We start from the raw sequence: 16686 nt of genomic DNA on the forward strand, positions 1-16686 counted from the left end.
CGGGGGTGGCGGCGCATTACAACGCCGTGAGCAGGGGACAGGACGGCCCCTTCGCAGGGCAGAAGTACCTGGACCTGTTCGTGAAAGCCTTTGGATATGAGATCGGAATCGACCCCTCCCCCACGCCTTGGCAGCGTGGTTTCTGGATGGACAAAATTGGCAAGAATGCCATCAACATTGGCTTGGGCCTTGTAATCCTTACATTGCGGCTCCAAGATAGACCCTGATGGTTTCCCAAGGGGGAACCATCCCCTTACGGAAAATGAGCGCACCATGAATCTCTCGCAGAAAGAACTGACGGCCATTCTCACAACCGCACTGTCAGCCTTCCGGGAAGAGATCGACGAGGACATCACCGCCACCCGCATCCTCACCCTACTCGCCGTTGTGGACGAGCCGGGCATTCAGCAGGTGGACCTTGAGCGCGTCCTCGGCGGACTCTCTCCCTCCGCAGTGAGCCGCAATGTGCTCGACCTGTCGTCTATCAAGCGTAACCGCGAGCCGGGGCCTGACTTCCTAGAGCAGCGCCCTGATCCCGCCTACCGCAAGCGCAACCTGATCTTCCCGACGACCAAGGCGCTGCACTGGCTGGCTTCGCTCGCAGAACGTGTCAACCGCAAGGTGACGGCGCGCGTCGCAGCCGCCTAACCCCCAACACCCCGTTGTGCCCCGAGGCCCGCCTAGTGCGGGCCTTTTTCATTTCTGGAGATACACATGGCCCTTCGCCTCAAAGGGACCGCGCCCAAGCCGGGTGCGCCCGATAAGCGCTACTACATGCTCGACGTGCAGGAGGGATACCGGCGCGTGCGCTTGTCCACCGGCACCCGCGACCGCGTGGCAGCCGAGCGCAAGGAGCAGGCGGTCCTCGACGCCCTGCGCGACGACCCCGAGATTGCAGAGGACGCGCTGCGGGAGCTGATTCGGGGCAAGTCCCGGTCGGTGCAGATGGCCGTGGCGAAGGCCAAGGTCCGCCAGCGCACCCTCAAGGACGCGATGGACGACGCGCTGGACGACCGCAACTTTTGGGGCAAGCTCCGGTCCATCGACACCGTGCGTACCAACTGCAAGGTGGTCCAGAGCTACCTGGGCGAGGAAACGCCCATCAACGACATCACGCAGGCCGCGGTCAACGACATGGCGCAGCGCATGCTCGCCGACAAGGCGGCTCCCGCCACCGTGAACCGCAAGATGCAGTGCCTCCTTGCCCTACTGAAACGCGAGAGGAAGGCCGGCCGGTTCTTGGGAGAGCTGCCCGAGTACAGCTTGGCCGACGAGAGGGACAACGCACGCACGTTCGTCCTGAACGTTGAGGACGAGGAATTGATCCTGGCGCGGCTGCTGGAGTGGGACACGCTCCCGAACGGCCCTGCCGGAGGGCACCCACGGGTGCGCGACGGGGCGGACTACCGCGACCTGTTCGTGTGCCTCGCCGACCTGGGCTGCCGCATGAGCCAGGCCATCGGCATCCGGTGGTCCGAAGTAGTCGATCAGGGCGGAAGGCTCCACGTCCGCTTCTGGCGGCACGCTACGCTCAAGAAGGGGCGTCCCCGCACCCTACCCTGCACCGCCCGTGTCGCCGAGGTTCTACAGCGGCGCAAGGACGCCCTGGCGGCCACATCGGACGGCCCCTTCACGATGCTCAATCGCACGCGCGCCGACCGGCTGTGGCAATGGGCCATCAAGGGGACACATCTCGCTTCCGAGAAGGAGTGCGTACCGCATGCGCTCCGCCATACGTGCGCCACTCGGCTGCTGCTGGCGACCGGCAACATCAAGCTCGTGCAGGAGTGGCTCGGACACCGCGACATCCAGACCACCTCAGCGGTCTACGCGAAGGTACTGGCCGAGCAATCGCTCCAAGGCATGTCTGCACTGGAGCAGTTCCGCCTCCCAGCCGCCTCGAACGGAACAGGTGACGTTCCGAGACAGGGATCAATTGCCAAAGCGGGAATCCAATAGGACAACTGACCGTCGCCAGCTTATTTTTCAATCACTTAGGCAATCTGTGCTCGGCCAGATGGTGCGAAAGGCGGGACTCGAACCCGCACGAGGTCACCCTCACTGGAACCTAAATCCAGGGCGTCTACCAATTCCGCCACTTTCGCGTGGCCGGCACAGGCGTTCATTGTCGCAGGCGCCGACTGGAATCGGAAGGCCTGCACAAAACTGAACATGACAGGCGAGCACATCGTCCGCGCCAAAGGCCGTCCCGAAAGTCAGGCGACCGTTCGGGACGGCAGCGACTCAGTGTTTCGCCGCGGCAGGGGGCGCAGATGCGTCAGCGCCCTGCCCAGCCGCATCCACCTTGCGGCTGTCCACGCCACCATCATCGGTACGACGCAGGTCCACAGCCTCGCTGGCGGCCCCACCCTCCGCCAGCGATGCCGGCTGCGCGACTCCGGCGATCGGGCGCGCCGGAACGGCCCCGGTGCCCGCATCGCGCTCGACCGTCTTCGACGGGTCACTGCCAGGTGCGCAGGCCACCAGCGCCAGCAACGCGAAAGGAACCCACGCCATCCGGCACAGTCGGTTGATATCGGTCATCAGCTTCTTCCTTCGTACATGCGCCCTCGGCGCGGAAGATCCATTGGGTGCGATGAAAGAGGCAATGCGGTGAGAAGCAGCGCACAGCATTGAGAACACTGATGACGCACATGCCCCTGGTTTCAGCACCGCTTCAGTAGATCCGCGCCATGCGCCGCTTCAGTAGATCCACGCCATGCGTGGATGAAGCGCAACCCGGCAAACAAGCAAGAAAAAAGCCACTTGGCGAACCAAGTGGCTTTCGTCTGGTGGGCTGTCAAGGATTCGAACCTTGGACCTATTGATTAAGAGTCAACTGCTCTACCAACTGAGCTAACAGCCCGAAATCGGGGCGCGAATTATGACCCGATCCGCTCGGTGGGTGCAAGCACTTTTTTCAACATCGTTGAAACCAGCGCTGCAGTCCCGTTGCCGCTGCAGAACCCCGCCAGGCGGAGCGCTTCAGCGCGTGATCCATCGAAATGACGGGGTCACACTTATAAGAAAAAAGCCACCTGGCGTACCAGGTGGCTTCTGTCTTGGTGGGCCGTCAAGGATTCGAACCTTGGACCTATTGATTAAGAGTCAACTGCTCTACCAACTGAGCTAACGGCCCGTGAAACTCAGACGCACATTGTAACGTGCATTCTGTTTATTGCAATACCGCTCCGGCTGCGCCGATACGGTTGAAACAGTGGGGTGGCTGAGGGGATTCGAACCCCCGACCACCGGAATCACAATCCGGTACTCTAACCAACTGAGCTACAGCCACCACTGAAACTTCTGCTCCCTGCCGATGCTGCCAGCAGTGGAACCTGATGCGTTGCGACCGGGTGGGACCAGAAGGCCGTCCCCTGAAGCGAGTCCGGCATTTTCCGGGAGTCGCGAAGGAATTGCAAGCATTTCTTCACATTGATGTGCCGGTCGCCATTCCGGCCCGTGTCGCGCTGCGCACGCGCCCGTCTCAGCGCCGATCCTCATCCAGCAGTGACTTGAACAGATCGGCCAACGGCATCTGCGAAAGCGGGATTTCCGCCATCTTGAACCACTGCGTCGGCGCTTCCGGATGGGGTCCCGACAGCACCACCCTGCCCTTCCCGTGGCGATACGACGCAGCCGCAATGTCGCCATTGGTGTAGCGGGAAATCACCTTGAACCCTTGGTCGCGTGGCGCCTTCGGCAGGTAGGGACCGTCCTGGAAGTACACCGTCTGGCGACGCCCGTCCCAGACGACGGGAATCACTGCATCGTCTTCATCCTGTACCGGGAATCCCGGCCTGCCGGCCTCGGCGTCCAGGTCCTGCGCCAGCAGGCCCAGATGCGATGCACCGGCCAGGTAGGCCCCCATGCACAGGCCGATGTAGGTTCCGCCTGCATCGACGAAACGACGGATGACTGCCGCCCCCTCTTCGCCCACCGCCGCCATCGCGGCGTCGATGTCCTGCCCGCCCCCCGGCTGCACATAGGCCCGGTAGCGCGACGTGGCCAGCGAATCGACATCGACGGCCTCGCCCGGGCCGACGAACACCACGTGGTAGTCCGGACGCGAACGATGGATGGCCTGTTCGACGGCCTCCGAACACCCTGGGCAACCGGCCTCGCCGCGGTAGACCGCAATCACGGGGGCATTGGCGGACGCCTGCACGGCAAGCCCCAGGCCCATCGCCAGCAGCAGACAGCGCGATCGCGCAACGGTGTTCATCAAGGGATGGCTCAGCGCAGTCACCCCGGCATGGGGCAGGCCGACTATGCCTCGGCCACGACGGACCAGATTGAATGCGCGCCAACACAGCGCAGGACCAGGCAGAGGCCGGTAACAACAGGACGTGCAGGAGATGGGTGAAATGGCGCGCCCGACAGGAATCGAACCTGTAACCGCCGGCTTAGAAGGCCGGTGCTCTATCCAGTTGAGCTACGGGCGCCCGGACCGGAACGGCGTCCAATCCGACGTGATGTGGGATTGGTCGGGGTAGAGGGATTCGAACCCCCGACATCCTGCTCCCAAAGCAGGCGCGCTACCAGACTGCGCTATACCCCGGTCTTGCAATCCCCTCGAGCCAGGCCCGGGGAGCTGGTCATTGTGGCCAAGCGCATCATGAACTGTCAACGCGGGCGACTCGAACCCGACGCCTGGCAGGGCACCACGTGCAGCCATCGGCTATGCTCCCGGTCATCGGCCGGATGGCCGTCCAGCCCCTCATCCGCACGGAGAACACGCATGCGCAGCGGCAACCCGGCTCTTTCCGAGTCGACCTTCCTCGACCTCGCCAGCGGCTCGGTGGTGACCAGCCCCGACCAGGTGATGACCCTCAACGGCACCGCCAACAAGACCGGCATCCTGTTGTTGTTGACCGTGCTGACCGCGGCGTTCGCCTGGAGCCAGGCGGTCGACGAGTACGGCCAGATTTCCGGCAGCGCAAGCCTGTACGCCATCGGTGGCGCGATCGGCGGCCTGGTGCTGGCATTGATCACCATCTTCAAGAAGGAATGGTCGCCGGTCACCGCGCCGATGTACGCGCTGGTCGAAGGCCTGTTCCTGGGCGCCGTGTCGGCGCTGTTCAACATGAAATACCCGGGTATCGTGTTCCAGGCCGTACTGCTGACCTTCGGCACCCTGGCCGCCCTGCTGGTCGCGTACCGCAGCGGCGTGATCAAGGCCACCGAGAACTTCAAGATGGGCGTGGTCGCCGCCACCGGCGGCATCGCCCTGCTCTACCTGGCATCGTTCGTGCTGGGCTTTTTCAACATCAACGTGCCGGTGATCCATGACGCCAGCTGGCTGGGCATCGCTTTCAGCCTGTTCGTGGTGGTCGTGGCCGCATTGAACCTGGTACTGGACTTCGACTTCATCGAGACCGGCGTGGCCCAGCGCGCGCCGAAGTACATGGAGTGGTATGGCGCATTCGGCCTGATGGTGACCCTGGTCTGGCTGTATGTGGAGTTCCTGCGCCTGCTGTCGAAGATCCAGCAGCGCTGAGTCGGAACATGCCATAGACGACAAAGGGCGCCTCTCGTGGCGCCCTTTTTCGTTCCTCCCTCAGCGCACCAGCAGCGTCGGCAGCGACGAGGCCAGCAACGCGATGCCGGATGCGGTCAGCAGGCCCAGTACGACCTGCCTGAAGCGCAGCTCGCTGATGCCGATGTAGACGCGCGCGCCCAGCAGGGTCGGCACCAGCATGGCTGGCGCCACGATGGCGAAGTACGGGAGCATCTGCCGGCTCACCAGGCCACTGCCGACATAGGTGGCCATGGTCACCGCCAGCATGGCCAGATTGAAGTTCTGGATGACCGCTCGCTGCTCGTCCTTGCCGAAGCCGCGCAGCGTGCTCCACAACGTCGGCACCGGCCCGGCGAAGCCGCCGATGCCGCTGAGCACGCCACCGGCCATGCCAGCAATCGCATCACCGATACGGCCGCCGACGCGGACCGGAGGCAACGAGCGCGCCATCAGCATCACCGGGCACCACAACGCCAGGAAGCCGCCCAGCAGCGCCTTGAACCAGTCCATGTCCAGCTGAGGCAACACCATCACGCCCAGCGGGATGCCGGCAAGCCCACCCAGCACGAACGGCAGCAGCAGGCGCAGGTTGAATCCGCGGCGCACAGTGAACACCGCGACCAGCTGGCCGACCAGCGCGCCGAACACCGACAGCGTGGCCGCCAGTCGCGGCTCCAGCCCCCATGCCCAGAACGACATCGCCACCATGCCAAAGGCGAAGCCGGACAGGCCCTGCACGAATCCGGCGACGATCGCGCCCAGTGCGACCAGCAGATACACCGACTCCATCACCACCTCGGCTGCAACCGCGCGACTACCCTGCCGCGCCCACCTGTGCAGCGTAGTGCGCCGCAAGGTGCTCGACCAGCGCGCGCACTTTCGGCGCCAGCGCACGTGCATGCGGATACAGCGCGAAGTAGCGCCGCTGTCCGGCGTGCCAGGCAGGCAGCACACGGATCAGGCGGCCGGCACGCAGGTCCTCCTGCACGGTCAGCGCAGTAAACAGGCTGATGCCCATGCCAGCCAGCGCGGCGGCGTACAACGCTGGCGTCGCATCCACGCGCAGGCGTTGCCCGGCCTCGACGCTCGCACTGGCACCACGCGGCCCCTGCAGCTGCCAAGGCGGCATTGACGGTGTGGGACTGAAGCCCAGCAGCGTGTGCTGCGCGAGATCCGATGCCTGACGCGGCAGGCCATGACGCGCCAGGTAGGCTGGCGCGGCCACCAGGATGCGAGGGCAGCTGGCCAGTTCACGTGCGACCAGCTGGCTGTCCGGCAACGCATGCGCGATGCGCAGGGCCAGGTCAAACCCACCACCGACGACATCGACCAGCTGATCATCGGCCGACAGATCCAACGAGACGTGCGGGTAACGCTGCAGGAACGACGGCAACCAATGCGGCAACTCCTGGCTGGCCACGACCTGCGGCACGCTGATGCGTACGCTGCCACTGGGTTGCGCCTGCCCGGCGCGGGCACGGTCGTCCGCCTCCTGCAGGCGGTCCAGCAGCGTTGCCGCCTCGCGGTAGTAGTCGCGCCCGGCCTCGGTCAATGACAGCCTGCGGCTGTTGCGATCGAGCAAGCGAACCTGCAGATGCTCTTCCAGCTGGCGCAGTTGCCGTGACATCGCCGAGTGGGTGGTCCCCAGGCGTTCAGCGGCCGCGGTGAAACTGCCCGCGTCAACGATGGCGCGCAGCGCACGCAGGGCGGCGAAGTGATCCATCGGCGGGCAGCTCCATGTGGCGGGGCCCACGGCATGCGGGCCCTGCCAGCTTATCAAGCGCCGTCGCCGGCCTTGCGCACCGGTAACGCCAGGATCGCGTCGGTACTCATGACATCACCGAAGGCGTCTTCGATCTGCGCCAGCGAGGCATCGTGCAGCGCGCGATGATCGATGCGCTGGCCACCGGCCAGGTCCAGGTCACGGCTGGCGCTGGCATCGGACGACACGATCACCCGGTAACCACGGGGTGCGGCCGCCGCGTCGCGCGCGGCACCGGCCACACAAGCATGGGTCTGCAGGCCGGTGACGATCAGGGTGTCGATGCCGGCATCCTTCAGCACCGTGTCGAGCACCGCGGCCGAGTTGCCAGCGAACACACTGACGTTGTCCTTCTGCACGACCGTCTCGCCCTTGCGCGGCTGCAGGTCGCGATGGAAGTCGGCATTGACGCTGCCCTGCGCGAACAGCGGTGCACCGGCCGGCAACACGTGCTGCACGTGGATCACGCGGATGCCGTGGGCATCGGCGAACGCGACCACCCGCTTGGCCTGGCGCAGTGCGGCCACGCCATCGGGAATGACCATGCGGCCACCGGCAAAGCCCGGCGCGGTCTTGGCATCGAAGTACTCGTTCTGGAAGTCGATCACCAGCACGGCGGTCTTCGCCGCATCCAGCGAGGTCGCGACCGGCGCGCCCGCCATATGGCGGATGGTGGGATGGGCCGGCTCGGCGGCAGCGACCGGAGTGGTGGCGGCCATGCCGATCAGGCTGGCCAGGCCGAAGGCGGTGAGATTCATGGAGCGACTCCTGTGCAGTGGAAAGTGGGCACAGGATGCGGAGCGGATGGCGCACGAACCAGCCGTGCAACAGCACATGATCTGTGCGAGATACGCACAGACAACCCCCTGTAGAGCCACCCCATGGGTGGCTGCGGACCAAAGCCACGCCATCCACGTATGGCGTGGATCTACCAGTCAGCCCACAACGCAACGGGGCGCCCGAAGGCGCCCCGCTGTGGATCCAACCGAGGTCGACCGGCCGCTTACAGGCGGCTGGCGATGGCCTGGGCAAAGCTCATGGTGGTGCCGGTACCGCCCAGGTCGCCGGTCAGCGAATCCTTGGCTTCCATGGTGGCCACGATGGCCTTGCGCAGGCGCTCGGCGTTTTCCGGCTGGCCGATATGGTCCAGCATCTGCGCGGCTGCCAGCAGCAGCGCGCACGGATTGGCCTTGCCCTGGCCGGCGATGTCCGGCGCGGTGCCGTGCACGGCTTCGAAGATCGCCGCGTCCTTGCCGATGTTGGCACCCGGGGCCAGGCCCAGGCCACCCACCAGACCGGCGCACAGGTCGGAGATGATGTCGCCGAACAGGTTGGTCGTAACGATCACGTCGAACTGTTCCGGACGCATCACCAGCTGCATGCAGCAGTTGTCGACGATCATTTCCTGGAACTCGATCTCCGGGTACTGCGCGGCCACTTCACGGGCGACGTTCAGGAACAGGCCCGAGGTCGACTTGATGATGTTGGCCTTGTGCACGGCGGTGACCTTCTTGCGGCCGGTGCTCTTGGCCAGCTCGAAGGCGTAGCGCACGATGCGCTCGGAGCCCTTGCGGGTGATGCGGGTGCCGGAGAAGGCGGTCTCGCCGTCGGCCGACACTTCCTGGCCTTCGGCCAGGTAGGCACCCTCGGTGTTCTCACGAACGGTGATCAGGTCGACGTTGTCGAAACGCGACTTGGTGTTCGGGAAGGTGTGGGCCGGACGCACGTTGGCGTACAGGTCGAAATGGCGGCGCAGGCTGACGTTGATCGAGGTGAAGCCACCACCGACCGGGGTGGTCAGCGGGCTCTTCAGCGCGACCTTGTTGCGCGCGATCGATTCCAGGGTCACCGCCGGCATCAGGTCGCCGTGCTTTTCCAGGGCCACCAGGCCGGCGTCGGCGTCTTCGTACTCCAGCCCAGTCTTGAGCTGGTCGAGCACGAACAGGGTGGCGTCCATGATTTCCGGGCCAATGCCGTCGCCGCGGATGACCGTAATTTTCTGCGTCATTGATCGATGTTCCGAACAGGGGGAAAAACGCCGTCCGGACGTGCCCGGAAACGCCGGCGCAAAGGAAGTTTCACCGGCAATTATGCCTGAGACGGGGCCGAGGTCCCAAATAGACCATGGTCCCAGTGCCCGGCTCAGGCAGAATTGCCCGCGCATTCTTCCTCTACCCCCGCCTGTCGGCGCGCCCCTTCAACAAGAAGGGGCTCCTGGGCTGCTGGATCGCGGGACAGGCCCCCTCGCGGGCCCGGTAGTGCCGGCCGCTGGCCGGCAACCTCGGCCAGGTCGAGTTCAGGCGATGCCGGCCAGCGGCCGGCACTACCCTCAGTGCTCGTGCGCTGCCGGAGCGCTGGCGCCGCCTTCAAGCTGGTCGAGGAAGTCGACCGCGCGGCGCAGGTGCGGGATCACGATGGAACCGCCCACCACCAGGCCGACCGAGAAGGTCTCGAAGAACTCTTCACGGGTCACCCCGGCGTCCTTGCACTGGGCCACGTGGTAGCTGATGCAGTCGTCGCAGCGCAGCACCATCGAGGCCACCAGCCCCAGCAGTTCCTTGGTCTTCACGTCCAGCGCGCCGGCCTGGTAGGTCTGCGTGTCCAGTGCGAAGAAGCGCCGCACCACCTGGTTCGGTTCGCCCAGGATGCGTTCGTTCATGCGCTTGCGGAAGTCGGTGAATTCGGCGATGCGGTCCTTGCTGCCGTCGTCGGCCGCGCTCATGCCTGGCCCTGCCCGGCCAGCAGCGGCTCGAGCTTGCCTTCACGGTGCAGGGCCATCATGTCGTCGTAGCCGCCCACGTGGACGTCGCCGACGAAGATCTGCGGCACGCTGGTGCGGCGGGTCAGTGCCATCATCTTCTCGCGCTCGGCCGGGTCCAGGTCGATGCGGACTTCGGTCCACTGCTGGCCCTTGCTCTTCAGGAAGTTCTTGGCGGCCACGCAGTACGGGCAGACGGCGGTGGAATAGATGGTGATGGCGGGGGCGCCGCCGGCGGTCTGGGCTGTCACGGGAAACTCCACGATGGATCGACGGTCTACATATGGTACCGGTGCGCTGGAAATTCCACGCCACCGCCGCAACACTGTGGGTTAACGAATGGTTGCCCCCTGCCCTGCCACGCTTGGCGCGCCCTGCCCGAGGACCTTCCGCTTGCGAGCCCTGCTGCTGACTACCGCCGTTACCCTGGCCCTGGCGATGCCGCTGGCCCAGGCCCAGGAGAAGCTGCCCGACATCGGCTCCTCGGCCGGCGAGCTGCTGACCCCGGCGCGCCAGGCCGAGTACGGCGCGATGATGCTGCGCGAGCTGCGCAACTACGGCTACCTGCTGGACGACCCGCTGGTGAACGACTGGCTGCAGACCATGGGCACCCGGCTTGGCTCCAACAGCGACCAGCCGCGCCAGCCCTACACGTTCTTCGTGATGAAGGACCGCCAGATCAACGCCTTCGCCACGCTGGGCGGCTATATCGGGGTCAATGCCGGCCTGGTGCTGACCGCCGAGCGCGAGGACGAGGTGGCTGCAGTGCTGTCGCACGAAATCGCCCACGTCACCCAGCAGCACGTGCTGCGCGGGGTCGAACGCGCCCAGCGCGACCAGATACCGATCCTGCTCGGCATGCTGGCGGCGGTGGTGGCCGCGCAGGCCAGCAATAGCACCTCCTCCGGCAACGCGACGATGGCCGCGATCAGCTCCGGCATGGGCCTGATGCAGCAGCGGCAGATCAACTACACCCGCTCCAACGAATCGGAGGCCGACCGCCTCGGCATCCGCACCCTGTCGCGCAGCGGCTACGACGTGGATGCCATGGCCGGCTTCTTCGAGCGCATGTCGGCGGCGATGCGCGGCAACGAGGGCGGCTACAGCGTGCCCGAGTTCCTGCGCACCCACCCGGTCAACATCACCCGCATCAGCGAGGCCAAGGCCCGCGCCGAGCAGATGAAGAAGGACACGGTGCTGCTGACCACCAGTACCCCCAGCGGCGAACGCAAGGAGCGGGTGAATCCGGCAGACCCGGGCCTGGCCGAGCCGCTGCTGCGCGGAAACAACCCCTTGCTGCCCAGCAGCGTGCTGCGCGTTCCGGTCGGCCAGCTGGCCCGTGGCGCCAGCGGCGACTTCGAGTGGGCACGCGAGCGCCTGCGCGTGCTGAGCGCCGATTCCACCGCCGAGCTGGAGCGCGAATACGCGGACATGGCCAAGCGGCAGAAGGACGGTCTCAACGACGCCCAGCGCTATGGCCAGGCGCTGGCGGTCATGCGCGGGGGCCGCAGCGGTGCCACGCAGGCCCGGCAGACCCTGGCCAGCCTGCTGCAGACCCGCCCGGACAACTTGTGGCTGGCACTGGGCCTGGGCGAGGCCGAATCGCGTGCCGGACTGGGCGCGCAGGCCAACACCCGTTTCGAGCAGCTGCTGCGCGAGCACCCCAACAGCCGGCCCGTGGCCCTGACCTACGCCGAGATCCTGAACGAACAGGGCACCCGCGAGGCGGGCCAGCGCGCGCAGGCCATGCTGCGGCCCCTGCTGTCGCAAAGTGGTAACGATCCGGTCTTCCAGCAGCGATACGCCCGCGCCAGCGAGCTGGCCGGTGACAGCGTGCGCGCCAGCGAGGCCTATGCCGAGGCCGCCTTCCTCAGCGGCCGCCCGGAGCAATCGTTGATGCAGCTGCAGGCCCTCAAGCGCAACCCGGCGCTGGACTACGTGGGCCGGGCGCGGGTGGATGCGCGCATCGAGGCGATCACCCCCACTGTGCTGGAGCTGCGCCGCCAGGGCGTGCAGGACCCGGACCTGGACCGCCGCTGAGTGCTGCGTGACCGGTCGATGGCAATCCCGACCGGTTCCCGCCAGGTAGTCACAAACATGTCATCAAACCGTAGTCTACTGGCACCACTCCAGTAACCGAGCCCTACGGTGTCCTCGTGCAGAAACGCATCCTGATCGTCGATGACGAGCCCGCGATCCGTGAAATGGTCGCCTTCGCCCTGCGCAAGGGCGATTACGAACCGGTCCACGCCGGCGATGCCCGTGAGGCCCAGACCGCCATCGCCGATCGCGTCCCCGACCTGATCCTGCTGGACTGGATGCTGCCCGGCACCAGCGGCCTGGACCTGGCCCGCCGCTGGCGCAAGGAAACGCTGACCCGCGAAGTGCCGATCATCATGCTGACCGCCCGCGGTGAAGAGAACGACCGCGTAGGTGGCCTTGAAGCCGGCGTCGACGACTATGTGGTCAAGCCGTTCTCGGCGCGCGAACTGCTGGCCCGCATCCGTGCGGTCATGCGCCGCGCCCGCGAGGACGACGAGGACGGCAGCGTGGCCGTCGGCCCGATCCGCATCGACGGCGCCGCCCATCGCGTGTTCGCCAACGACCAGCCGGTGCCGATCGGCCCGACCGAGTACCGCCTGCTGCACTTCTTCATGACCCACCCCGAGCGCGTCTACACCCGCGCCCAGCTGCTGGACCATGTATGGGGCGGCAGCGTGTACGTGGAGGAGCGCACCATCGACGTGCACATCCGCCGCCTGCGCAAGACGCTGGAACCGTTCAACGCCGAGAACATGGTGCAGACCGTGCGCGGCGCCGGCTACCGCTTCTCCACCGCGACCTGAGTCTCGTCGTGCCGACGCCGCGCACCCGCGGGTGCCGGCGCCGGCAACTCTGCTATAACCCTAGGTTCACCCCAGTGAACCGCCGCACTTCAACGACGAGATCGCAATGCCCCGCCACATCCGCTCTGCCTGGTTGAAGACCCTGGCCACCGTTGCCGCGGTACTGCTGTTCTCCGGACTGGTGGGGTGGTTCACGGGTCACCTGTGGCTGTGCATCGCACTGGGCGCGCTGGCCACCCTGGCCTGGCATTACTGGCGGCTGCGCAGCGTGCTGCGCCGGCTGACCGCGCGCCAGCGCTGGGACACCGCCGAGGAAGGCACCGGCGTCTGGAACGAGCTGGACCGCCTGCTGTACCGCAACCAGGTGGAAATGCGCGTTCGCAAGCGCCGCCTGCTCGACATGCTGCGCAGCTACCGCGCCGCTGCCGCCGCGCTGCCCGATGCCGTGGTGGTGCTGGACCGCAACAGCCAGCGCGTGCAGTGGTTCAACGAAGCGGCCACCGCCCTGCTTGGCCTGCATCATCCGGGCGACCTCGGCGAGGCGCTGGTCGAACGCCTGCAGCCGATGCCGCTGGCGCACTGGCTGGCCGGCGGCCGCAACGCCGAGCCGATCCTGGACGTGCCCTCACCGGTCGATCCTGCGATCCGCCTGAACCTGCGACTGATTCCGTATTCTTCGGACTACTGGCTGCTGATCGCCCGCGACGTCAGCAAGCTGCTGCGCCTGGAACAGGTGCGCCGCGACTTCGTCGCCAACGTTTCACACGAACTGCGCACGCCGCTCACCGTGGTCCACGGTTACCTGGACATGATGGACCCGGAGGATTTCCCGGGCACCGGTCCGATGCTGGAAGAAATGCGCAAGCAGAGCCAGCGCATGGCCCAGCTGGTGGAAGACCTGCTGACCCTGTCGCGGCTGGAGTCGCAGGAGCACAGCGAGGAAGAGACCGTCGCCATGCAGCCGATGCTGGCCACACTACGCCGCGAGGCCGAAGCCCACAGCCAGGGCCGCCACCAGATCAGCATCGACGATCTGGCCGGCGTCGACCTGCAGGGTTCCACCAAGGAGCTGCATAGCGCCTTCTCCAACCTGGTCACCAACGCGGTGCGCTATACGCCGGCCGGTGGCCGCATCGCCGTGGAGTTCCGCCGCGAAGGCGATGGCGCGGTGCTGGCGGTGCGCGATTCCGGTTACGGCATCCCGGCTTCCCACCTGCCACGCCTGACCGAACGTTTCTACCGTGTCTCCAGCAGCCGCTCCCGCGAAAGCGGCGGTACCGGCCTGGGCCTGTCCATCGTCAAGCACATCCTCGGCCTGCACCACGCGCGGCTGGAGATTGAAAGCGAGGTCGGCAAGGGCTCGGTGTTCTCCTGCCATTTCGATGCCGACCACGTGCGCCCGCGCGAGTCCGCCCCCCTGACTTCCATCGAAGAATGACGCCATGAGCAGCCTCGGATCCCTCCCCCTCCCCGTGAGCCCGGACAACGATCCGTTGCGCGACCCGGCGCTCTACATCAACCGCGAGCTGTCGCAGCTGGATTTCAACTTCCGCGTGCTGGCGCAGGCGATGGATCCGCAGGTGCCGCTGCTGGAGCGCCTGCGCTTCATGTGCATCTCCTGCACCAACCTGGACGAGTTCTTCGAGATCCGCGCCGCCGCCGTCCGCCACGCGCAGGAATTCGGCCTGCCACCGGCACCGGACGGGATGAGCCCGCAGGCGATCCTCAACGCCATCCACGACCGCGCGGCACAACTGGTCGACCAACAGTACCGCTGCTGGAACGAGACGCTACGCCCGGCGCTGATGGAGGCCGGCATCGGCGTGCTCGGCCGCCACTCCTGGACCGATCGGCAGAGGCGCTGGCTGCGCGCCTATTTCCGCAACGAGATCATGCCGGTGCTGTCGCCGCTGGGCCTGGACCCGGTGCACCCGTTCCCGAAGATCCTCAACAAGTCGCTGAACATCGTGGTGGTGCTGAAGGGTACCGACGCGTTCGGCCGCGCCGGCCATCTGGCCATCGTGCGTGCGCCACGCTCGCTGCCGCGCATCATCCAGCTGCCGGAGAAGCTCGGCGGGTCGCAGAATTTCGTGTTCCTGTCCTCGGTGCTGTCCACCTTCGTCGATGAGCTGTTCCCGGGCATGGAAGTCCAGGGGGCCTACCAGTTCCGCGTCACCCGCAACTCCGAGCTGGTGGTGGACGAGGAGGAGGTGGAGAACCTGGCGCTGGCACTGCGCGACGAACTGGTCGATCGCGGCTACCGGCCGGCGGTGCGGCTGGAAATCGCGCAGGACATGCCGCGCGAGATCGTGCGCACCCTGCTGCAGAACTTCGGCCTGACCGAGAACGCGGTGTACCGCATCGACGGCCCGGTCAACCTCAACCGCATCATCCAGTTGTACGACCTGATCGCACAGCCGGACCTGAAGTACCCGCCAATGACCCCGCGCACGCTGCGCGACAGCGACGGCATCTTCGAGACCGCGGCGCGCCAGGACCTGCTGCTGCACCACCCGTTCGATGCTTTCACCGCGGTGCTGGACCTGATCCGGCAGGCGGCGATCGACCCCAACGTGCTGGCGATCAAGCAGACCCTGTACCGCACCGGCAAGGATTCGCTGATTGTCGATGCACTGATCCAGGCTGCGCGCAACGGCAAGGACGTGACCGTGGTTGTTGAACTGCGCGCACGCTTCGACGAAGAGGCAAACCTGGGCCTGGCCGATCGCCTGCAGGAAGCCGGCGTGCAGGTGGTGTACGGCGTGGTCGGCTACAAGACCCACGCCAAGATGCTGCTGATCGTGCGCCGCGAGGGCCGCAAGCTGCGCCGCTATGTACACCTGGGCACCGGCAACTACCACAGCGGCACCGCCCGCGCGTACACCGACATCAGCCTGATCACCGCCGATGCGGACATCGGCAACGACGTGCACCTGCTGTTCCAGCAGCTGTCCGGGCTGGCCTCGAAGATGAAGCTCAAGCGCCTGCTGCAGTCGCCCTTCACCCTGCACACCGGCATCCTCGGCCGCATCGAGCGCGAAACGCGCATCGCCGCCGCCGGCCGCCCCGCGCGGATCATCGCCAAGATGAACGCGTTGAACGAACCGCAGGTGGTGCGCGCGCTGTACGCCGCCTCGCAGGCCGGCGTGCAGATCGACCTGATCATCCGCGGCGCCTGCACCCTGCGCCCGGGTGTGCCGGGCATTTCGGACAACATCCGCGTGCGCTCGATCGTCGGCCGCTTCCTGGAGCACAGCCGCGTCTACTGGTTCGGCAACGACGGCGCACCGGAGATGTACTGCGCCAGCGCCGACTGGCTGGAGCGCAACCTGCTGCGCCGGGTCGAGACCTGCTTCCCGATCCTCGACCCGGAGCTGGCCAAGCGGGTCTACCGCGAGGTGCTGCAGAACTACCTGGACGACAACCTCAACGCCTGGGAACTGGATGCCGACGGCATCTACCACAAGCGTGCCCCGGCCCACGACGAAGCCCCGCATTCCGCGCAGATGGCATTGATGCAGGGGCTCTGACCCGGTGTGTCGACCAAGGTCGACACCTACCAAGAGCAGTAGGCACCGATTTGGGGCGGGATAGGATCAGTGCCGACCAACGGTCGGCACCCACCATCAGATCGCAGAAATCTGTCGAAGGCGGGGTGGGTCCGCCAACCCACGGATAGCTCGCTTTTGCTGTTGCCGTTGATTCGGCGGGTGCAGCGCAGCCCTGCCGCACTCCCCTCTTCCAAAATGTGAAGGCCGCGCGGTGACGAGCACACCGCCCCTTCGGCTAACATTCGCCC

15 protein-coding genes and 6 tRNA genes are annotated in these 16686 nt (G+C 66.2%); 7 read left to right on the forward strand and 14 right to left on the reverse strand.

Translation table 11 applies throughout. From position 1 onward, the window contains the following. Positions 1-273: 273 nt before the first annotated feature. Positions 274-648: a winged helix DNA-binding protein gene (locus AC5P9N_RS14865; protein WP_005412378.1), complete on the forward strand. Its 375-nt coding sequence runs from the start codon at positions 274-276 to the stop codon at positions 646-648. A gap of 66 nt (positions 649-714) precedes the next feature. Next, positions 715-1959, forward strand: coding sequence for a tyrosine-type recombinase/integrase (locus tag AC5P9N_RS14870; protein WP_049417433.1), 1245 nt, complete (start codon positions 715-717; stop codon positions 1957-1959). A gap of 59 nt (positions 1960-2018) precedes the next feature. Here AC5P9N_RS14870 and AC5P9N_RS14875 read toward each other — a convergent pair. The 8 genes from AC5P9N_RS14875 to AC5P9N_RS14910 form a co-directional block, all read right to left on the reverse strand. Further along, a tRNA-Leu gene (locus AC5P9N_RS14875) sits at positions 2019-2105 on the reverse strand. Between the two features lie 139 nt (positions 2106-2244). Next, on the reverse strand, positions 2245-2544 hold the full coding sequence (locus AC5P9N_RS14880; protein ID WP_062607694.1) for a hypothetical protein: 300 nt from the start codon (positions 2542-2544) through the stop codon (positions 2245-2247). A 246-nt stretch (positions 2545-2790) separates the two neighbouring features. Then, positions 2791-2866 (reverse strand) — tRNA-Lys (locus AC5P9N_RS14885). Positions 2867-3063: 197 nt separating this feature from the next. Next, positions 3064-3139 (reverse strand) — tRNA-Lys (locus AC5P9N_RS14890). A gap of 79 nt (positions 3140-3218) precedes the next feature. Next, positions 3219-3295 (reverse strand) — tRNA-His (locus AC5P9N_RS14895). Between the two features lie 192 nt (positions 3296-3487). Beyond that, entirely contained in the window at positions 3488-4225 is a 738-nt protein-coding gene (locus tag AC5P9N_RS14900; protein WP_099484791.1) for a BPL-N domain-containing protein, read from the reverse strand. A 143-nt stretch (positions 4226-4368) separates the two neighbouring features. Continuing rightward, positions 4369-4445: transfer RNA gene (locus tag AC5P9N_RS14905), tRNA-Arg, on the reverse strand. 39 nt (positions 4446-4484) lie between these two features. Then, a tRNA-Pro gene (locus AC5P9N_RS14910) sits at positions 4485-4561 on the reverse strand. A gap of 180 nt (positions 4562-4741) precedes the next feature. Here AC5P9N_RS14910 and AC5P9N_RS14915 point away from each other — a divergent pair. Beyond that, positions 4742-5500, forward strand: a complete 759-nt coding sequence (locus AC5P9N_RS14915) for a Bax inhibitor-1/YccA family protein (RefSeq protein WP_158230134.1) — start codon at positions 4742-4744, stop codon at positions 5498-5500. A 60-nt stretch (positions 5501-5560) separates the two neighbouring features. Here AC5P9N_RS14915 and AC5P9N_RS14920 read toward each other — a convergent pair whose 3' ends face one another. The 6 genes from AC5P9N_RS14920 to grxC form a co-directional block, all read right to left on the reverse strand. Beyond that, on the reverse strand, positions 5561-6310 hold the full coding sequence (locus AC5P9N_RS14920; protein ID WP_059033304.1) for a sulfite exporter TauE/SafE family protein: 750 nt from the start codon (positions 6308-6310) through the stop codon (positions 5561-5563). Between the two features lie 25 nt (positions 6311-6335). Further along, a complete protein-coding gene (locus AC5P9N_RS14925) occupies positions 6336-7244 on the reverse strand; it encodes a LysR family transcriptional regulator (protein ID WP_005408263.1) in 909 nt (302 codons plus the stop codon). 53 nt (positions 7245-7297) lie between these two features. Continuing rightward, complete coding sequence (locus AC5P9N_RS14930; RefSeq protein ID WP_049395720.1) at positions 7298-8041, reverse strand: cysteine hydrolase family protein; 744 nt, start codon at positions 8039-8041, stop codon at positions 7298-7300. A gap of 245 nt (positions 8042-8286) precedes the next feature. Then, complete coding sequence (locus tag AC5P9N_RS14935; protein ID WP_005408261.1) at positions 8287-9291, reverse strand: isocitrate dehydrogenase; 1005 nt, start codon at positions 9289-9291, stop codon at positions 8287-8289. Between the two features lie 321 nt (positions 9292-9612). After that, complete coding sequence (locus AC5P9N_RS14940) at positions 9613-10005, reverse strand: carboxymuconolactone decarboxylase family protein (RefSeq protein ID WP_005412372.1); 393 nt, start codon at positions 10003-10005, stop codon at positions 9613-9615. After that, positions 10002-10292, reverse strand: a complete 291-nt coding sequence (grxC, locus tag AC5P9N_RS14945) for a glutaredoxin 3 (protein WP_004154541.1) — start codon at positions 10290-10292, stop codon at positions 10002-10004. Before grxC ends, AC5P9N_RS14940 begins: the two co-directional genes overlap by 4 nt. Before the next feature lie 142 nt (positions 10293-10434). Here grxC and AC5P9N_RS14950 point away from each other — a divergent pair, with 142 nt between their 5' ends. From AC5P9N_RS14950 to ppk1, 4 genes are all read left to right on the forward strand, one after another. Beyond that, a complete protein-coding gene (locus AC5P9N_RS14950) occupies positions 10435-12081 on the forward strand; it encodes a M48 family metalloprotease (RefSeq protein ID WP_043033734.1) in 1647 nt (548 codons plus the stop codon). A gap of 116 nt (positions 12082-12197) precedes the next feature. Beyond that, positions 12198-12887 carry a phosphate regulon transcriptional regulator PhoB gene (gene phoB, locus AC5P9N_RS14955; protein ID WP_005408258.1) on the forward strand — a complete coding sequence of 230 codons (690 nt, stop codon included), beginning with the start codon at positions 12198-12200 and terminating at the stop codon, positions 12885-12887. 106 nt (positions 12888-12993) lie between these two features. Next, positions 12994-14325 (forward strand): phosphate regulon sensor histidine kinase PhoR, encoded by a 1332-nt coding sequence (gene phoR, locus AC5P9N_RS14960; RefSeq protein ID WP_005412369.1) that lies wholly within the window; start codon positions 12994-12996, stop codon positions 14323-14325. A 4-nt stretch (positions 14326-14329) separates the two neighbouring features. After that, positions 14330-16417 (forward strand): polyphosphate kinase 1, encoded by a 2088-nt coding sequence (gene ppk1 / locus AC5P9N_RS14965; RefSeq protein WP_005408256.1) that lies wholly within the window; start codon positions 14330-14332, stop codon positions 16415-16417. Positions 16418-16686 lie beyond the last annotated feature (269 nt).

The sequence above is a fragment of the Stenotrophomonas sp. YJH_SMC_6 genome (assembly GCF_059371335.1).

Bases quoted from the DNA above. Each gene is read 5' to 3' on its own strand.
- AC5P9N_RS14900 (WP_099484791.1), bottom strand. From the start codon at position 4,225: ATGAACACCGTTGCGCGATCGCGCTGTCTGCTGCTGGCGATGGGCCTG.
- AC5P9N_RS14915 (WP_158230134.1), top strand. From the start codon at position 4,742: ATGCGCAGCGGCAACCCGGCTCTTTCCGAGTCGACCTTCCTCGACCTC.
- AC5P9N_RS14940 (WP_005412372.1), bottom strand. From the start codon at position 10,005: ATGAGCGCGGCCGACGACGGCAGCAAGGACCGCATCGCCGAATTCACC.
- phoR (WP_005412369.1), top strand. From the start codon at position 12,994: ATGCCCCGCCACATCCGCTCTGCCTGGTTGAAGACCCTGGCCACCGTT.
- AC5P9N_RS14930 (WP_049395720.1), bottom strand. From the start codon at position 8,041: ATGAATCTCACCGCCTTCGGCCTGGCCAGCCTGATCGGCATGGCCGCC.
- AC5P9N_RS14935 (WP_005408261.1), bottom strand. From the start codon at position 9,291: ATGACGCAGAAAATTACGGTCATCCGCGGCGACGGCATTGGCCCGGAA.
- AC5P9N_RS14865 (WP_005412378.1), top strand. From the start codon at position 274: ATGAATCTCTCGCAGAAAGAACTGACGGCCATTCTCACAACCGCACTG.
- AC5P9N_RS14880 (WP_062607694.1), bottom strand. From the start codon at position 2,544: ATGACCGATATCAACCGACTGTGCCGGATGGCGTGGGTTCCTTTCGCG.
- AC5P9N_RS14920 (WP_059033304.1), bottom strand. From the start codon at position 6,310: ATGGAGTCGGTGTATCTGCTGGTCGCACTGGGCGCGATCGTCGCCGGA.
- AC5P9N_RS14925 (WP_005408263.1), bottom strand. From the start codon at position 7,244: ATGGATCACTTCGCCGCCCTGCGTGCGCTGCGCGCCATCGTTGACGCG.
- ppk1 (WP_005408256.1), top strand. From the start codon at position 14,330: ATGAGCAGCCTCGGATCCCTCCCCCTCCCCGTGAGCCCGGACAACGAT.
- AC5P9N_RS14870 (WP_049417433.1), top strand. From the start codon at position 715: ATGGCCCTTCGCCTCAAAGGGACCGCGCCCAAGCCGGGTGCGCCCGAT.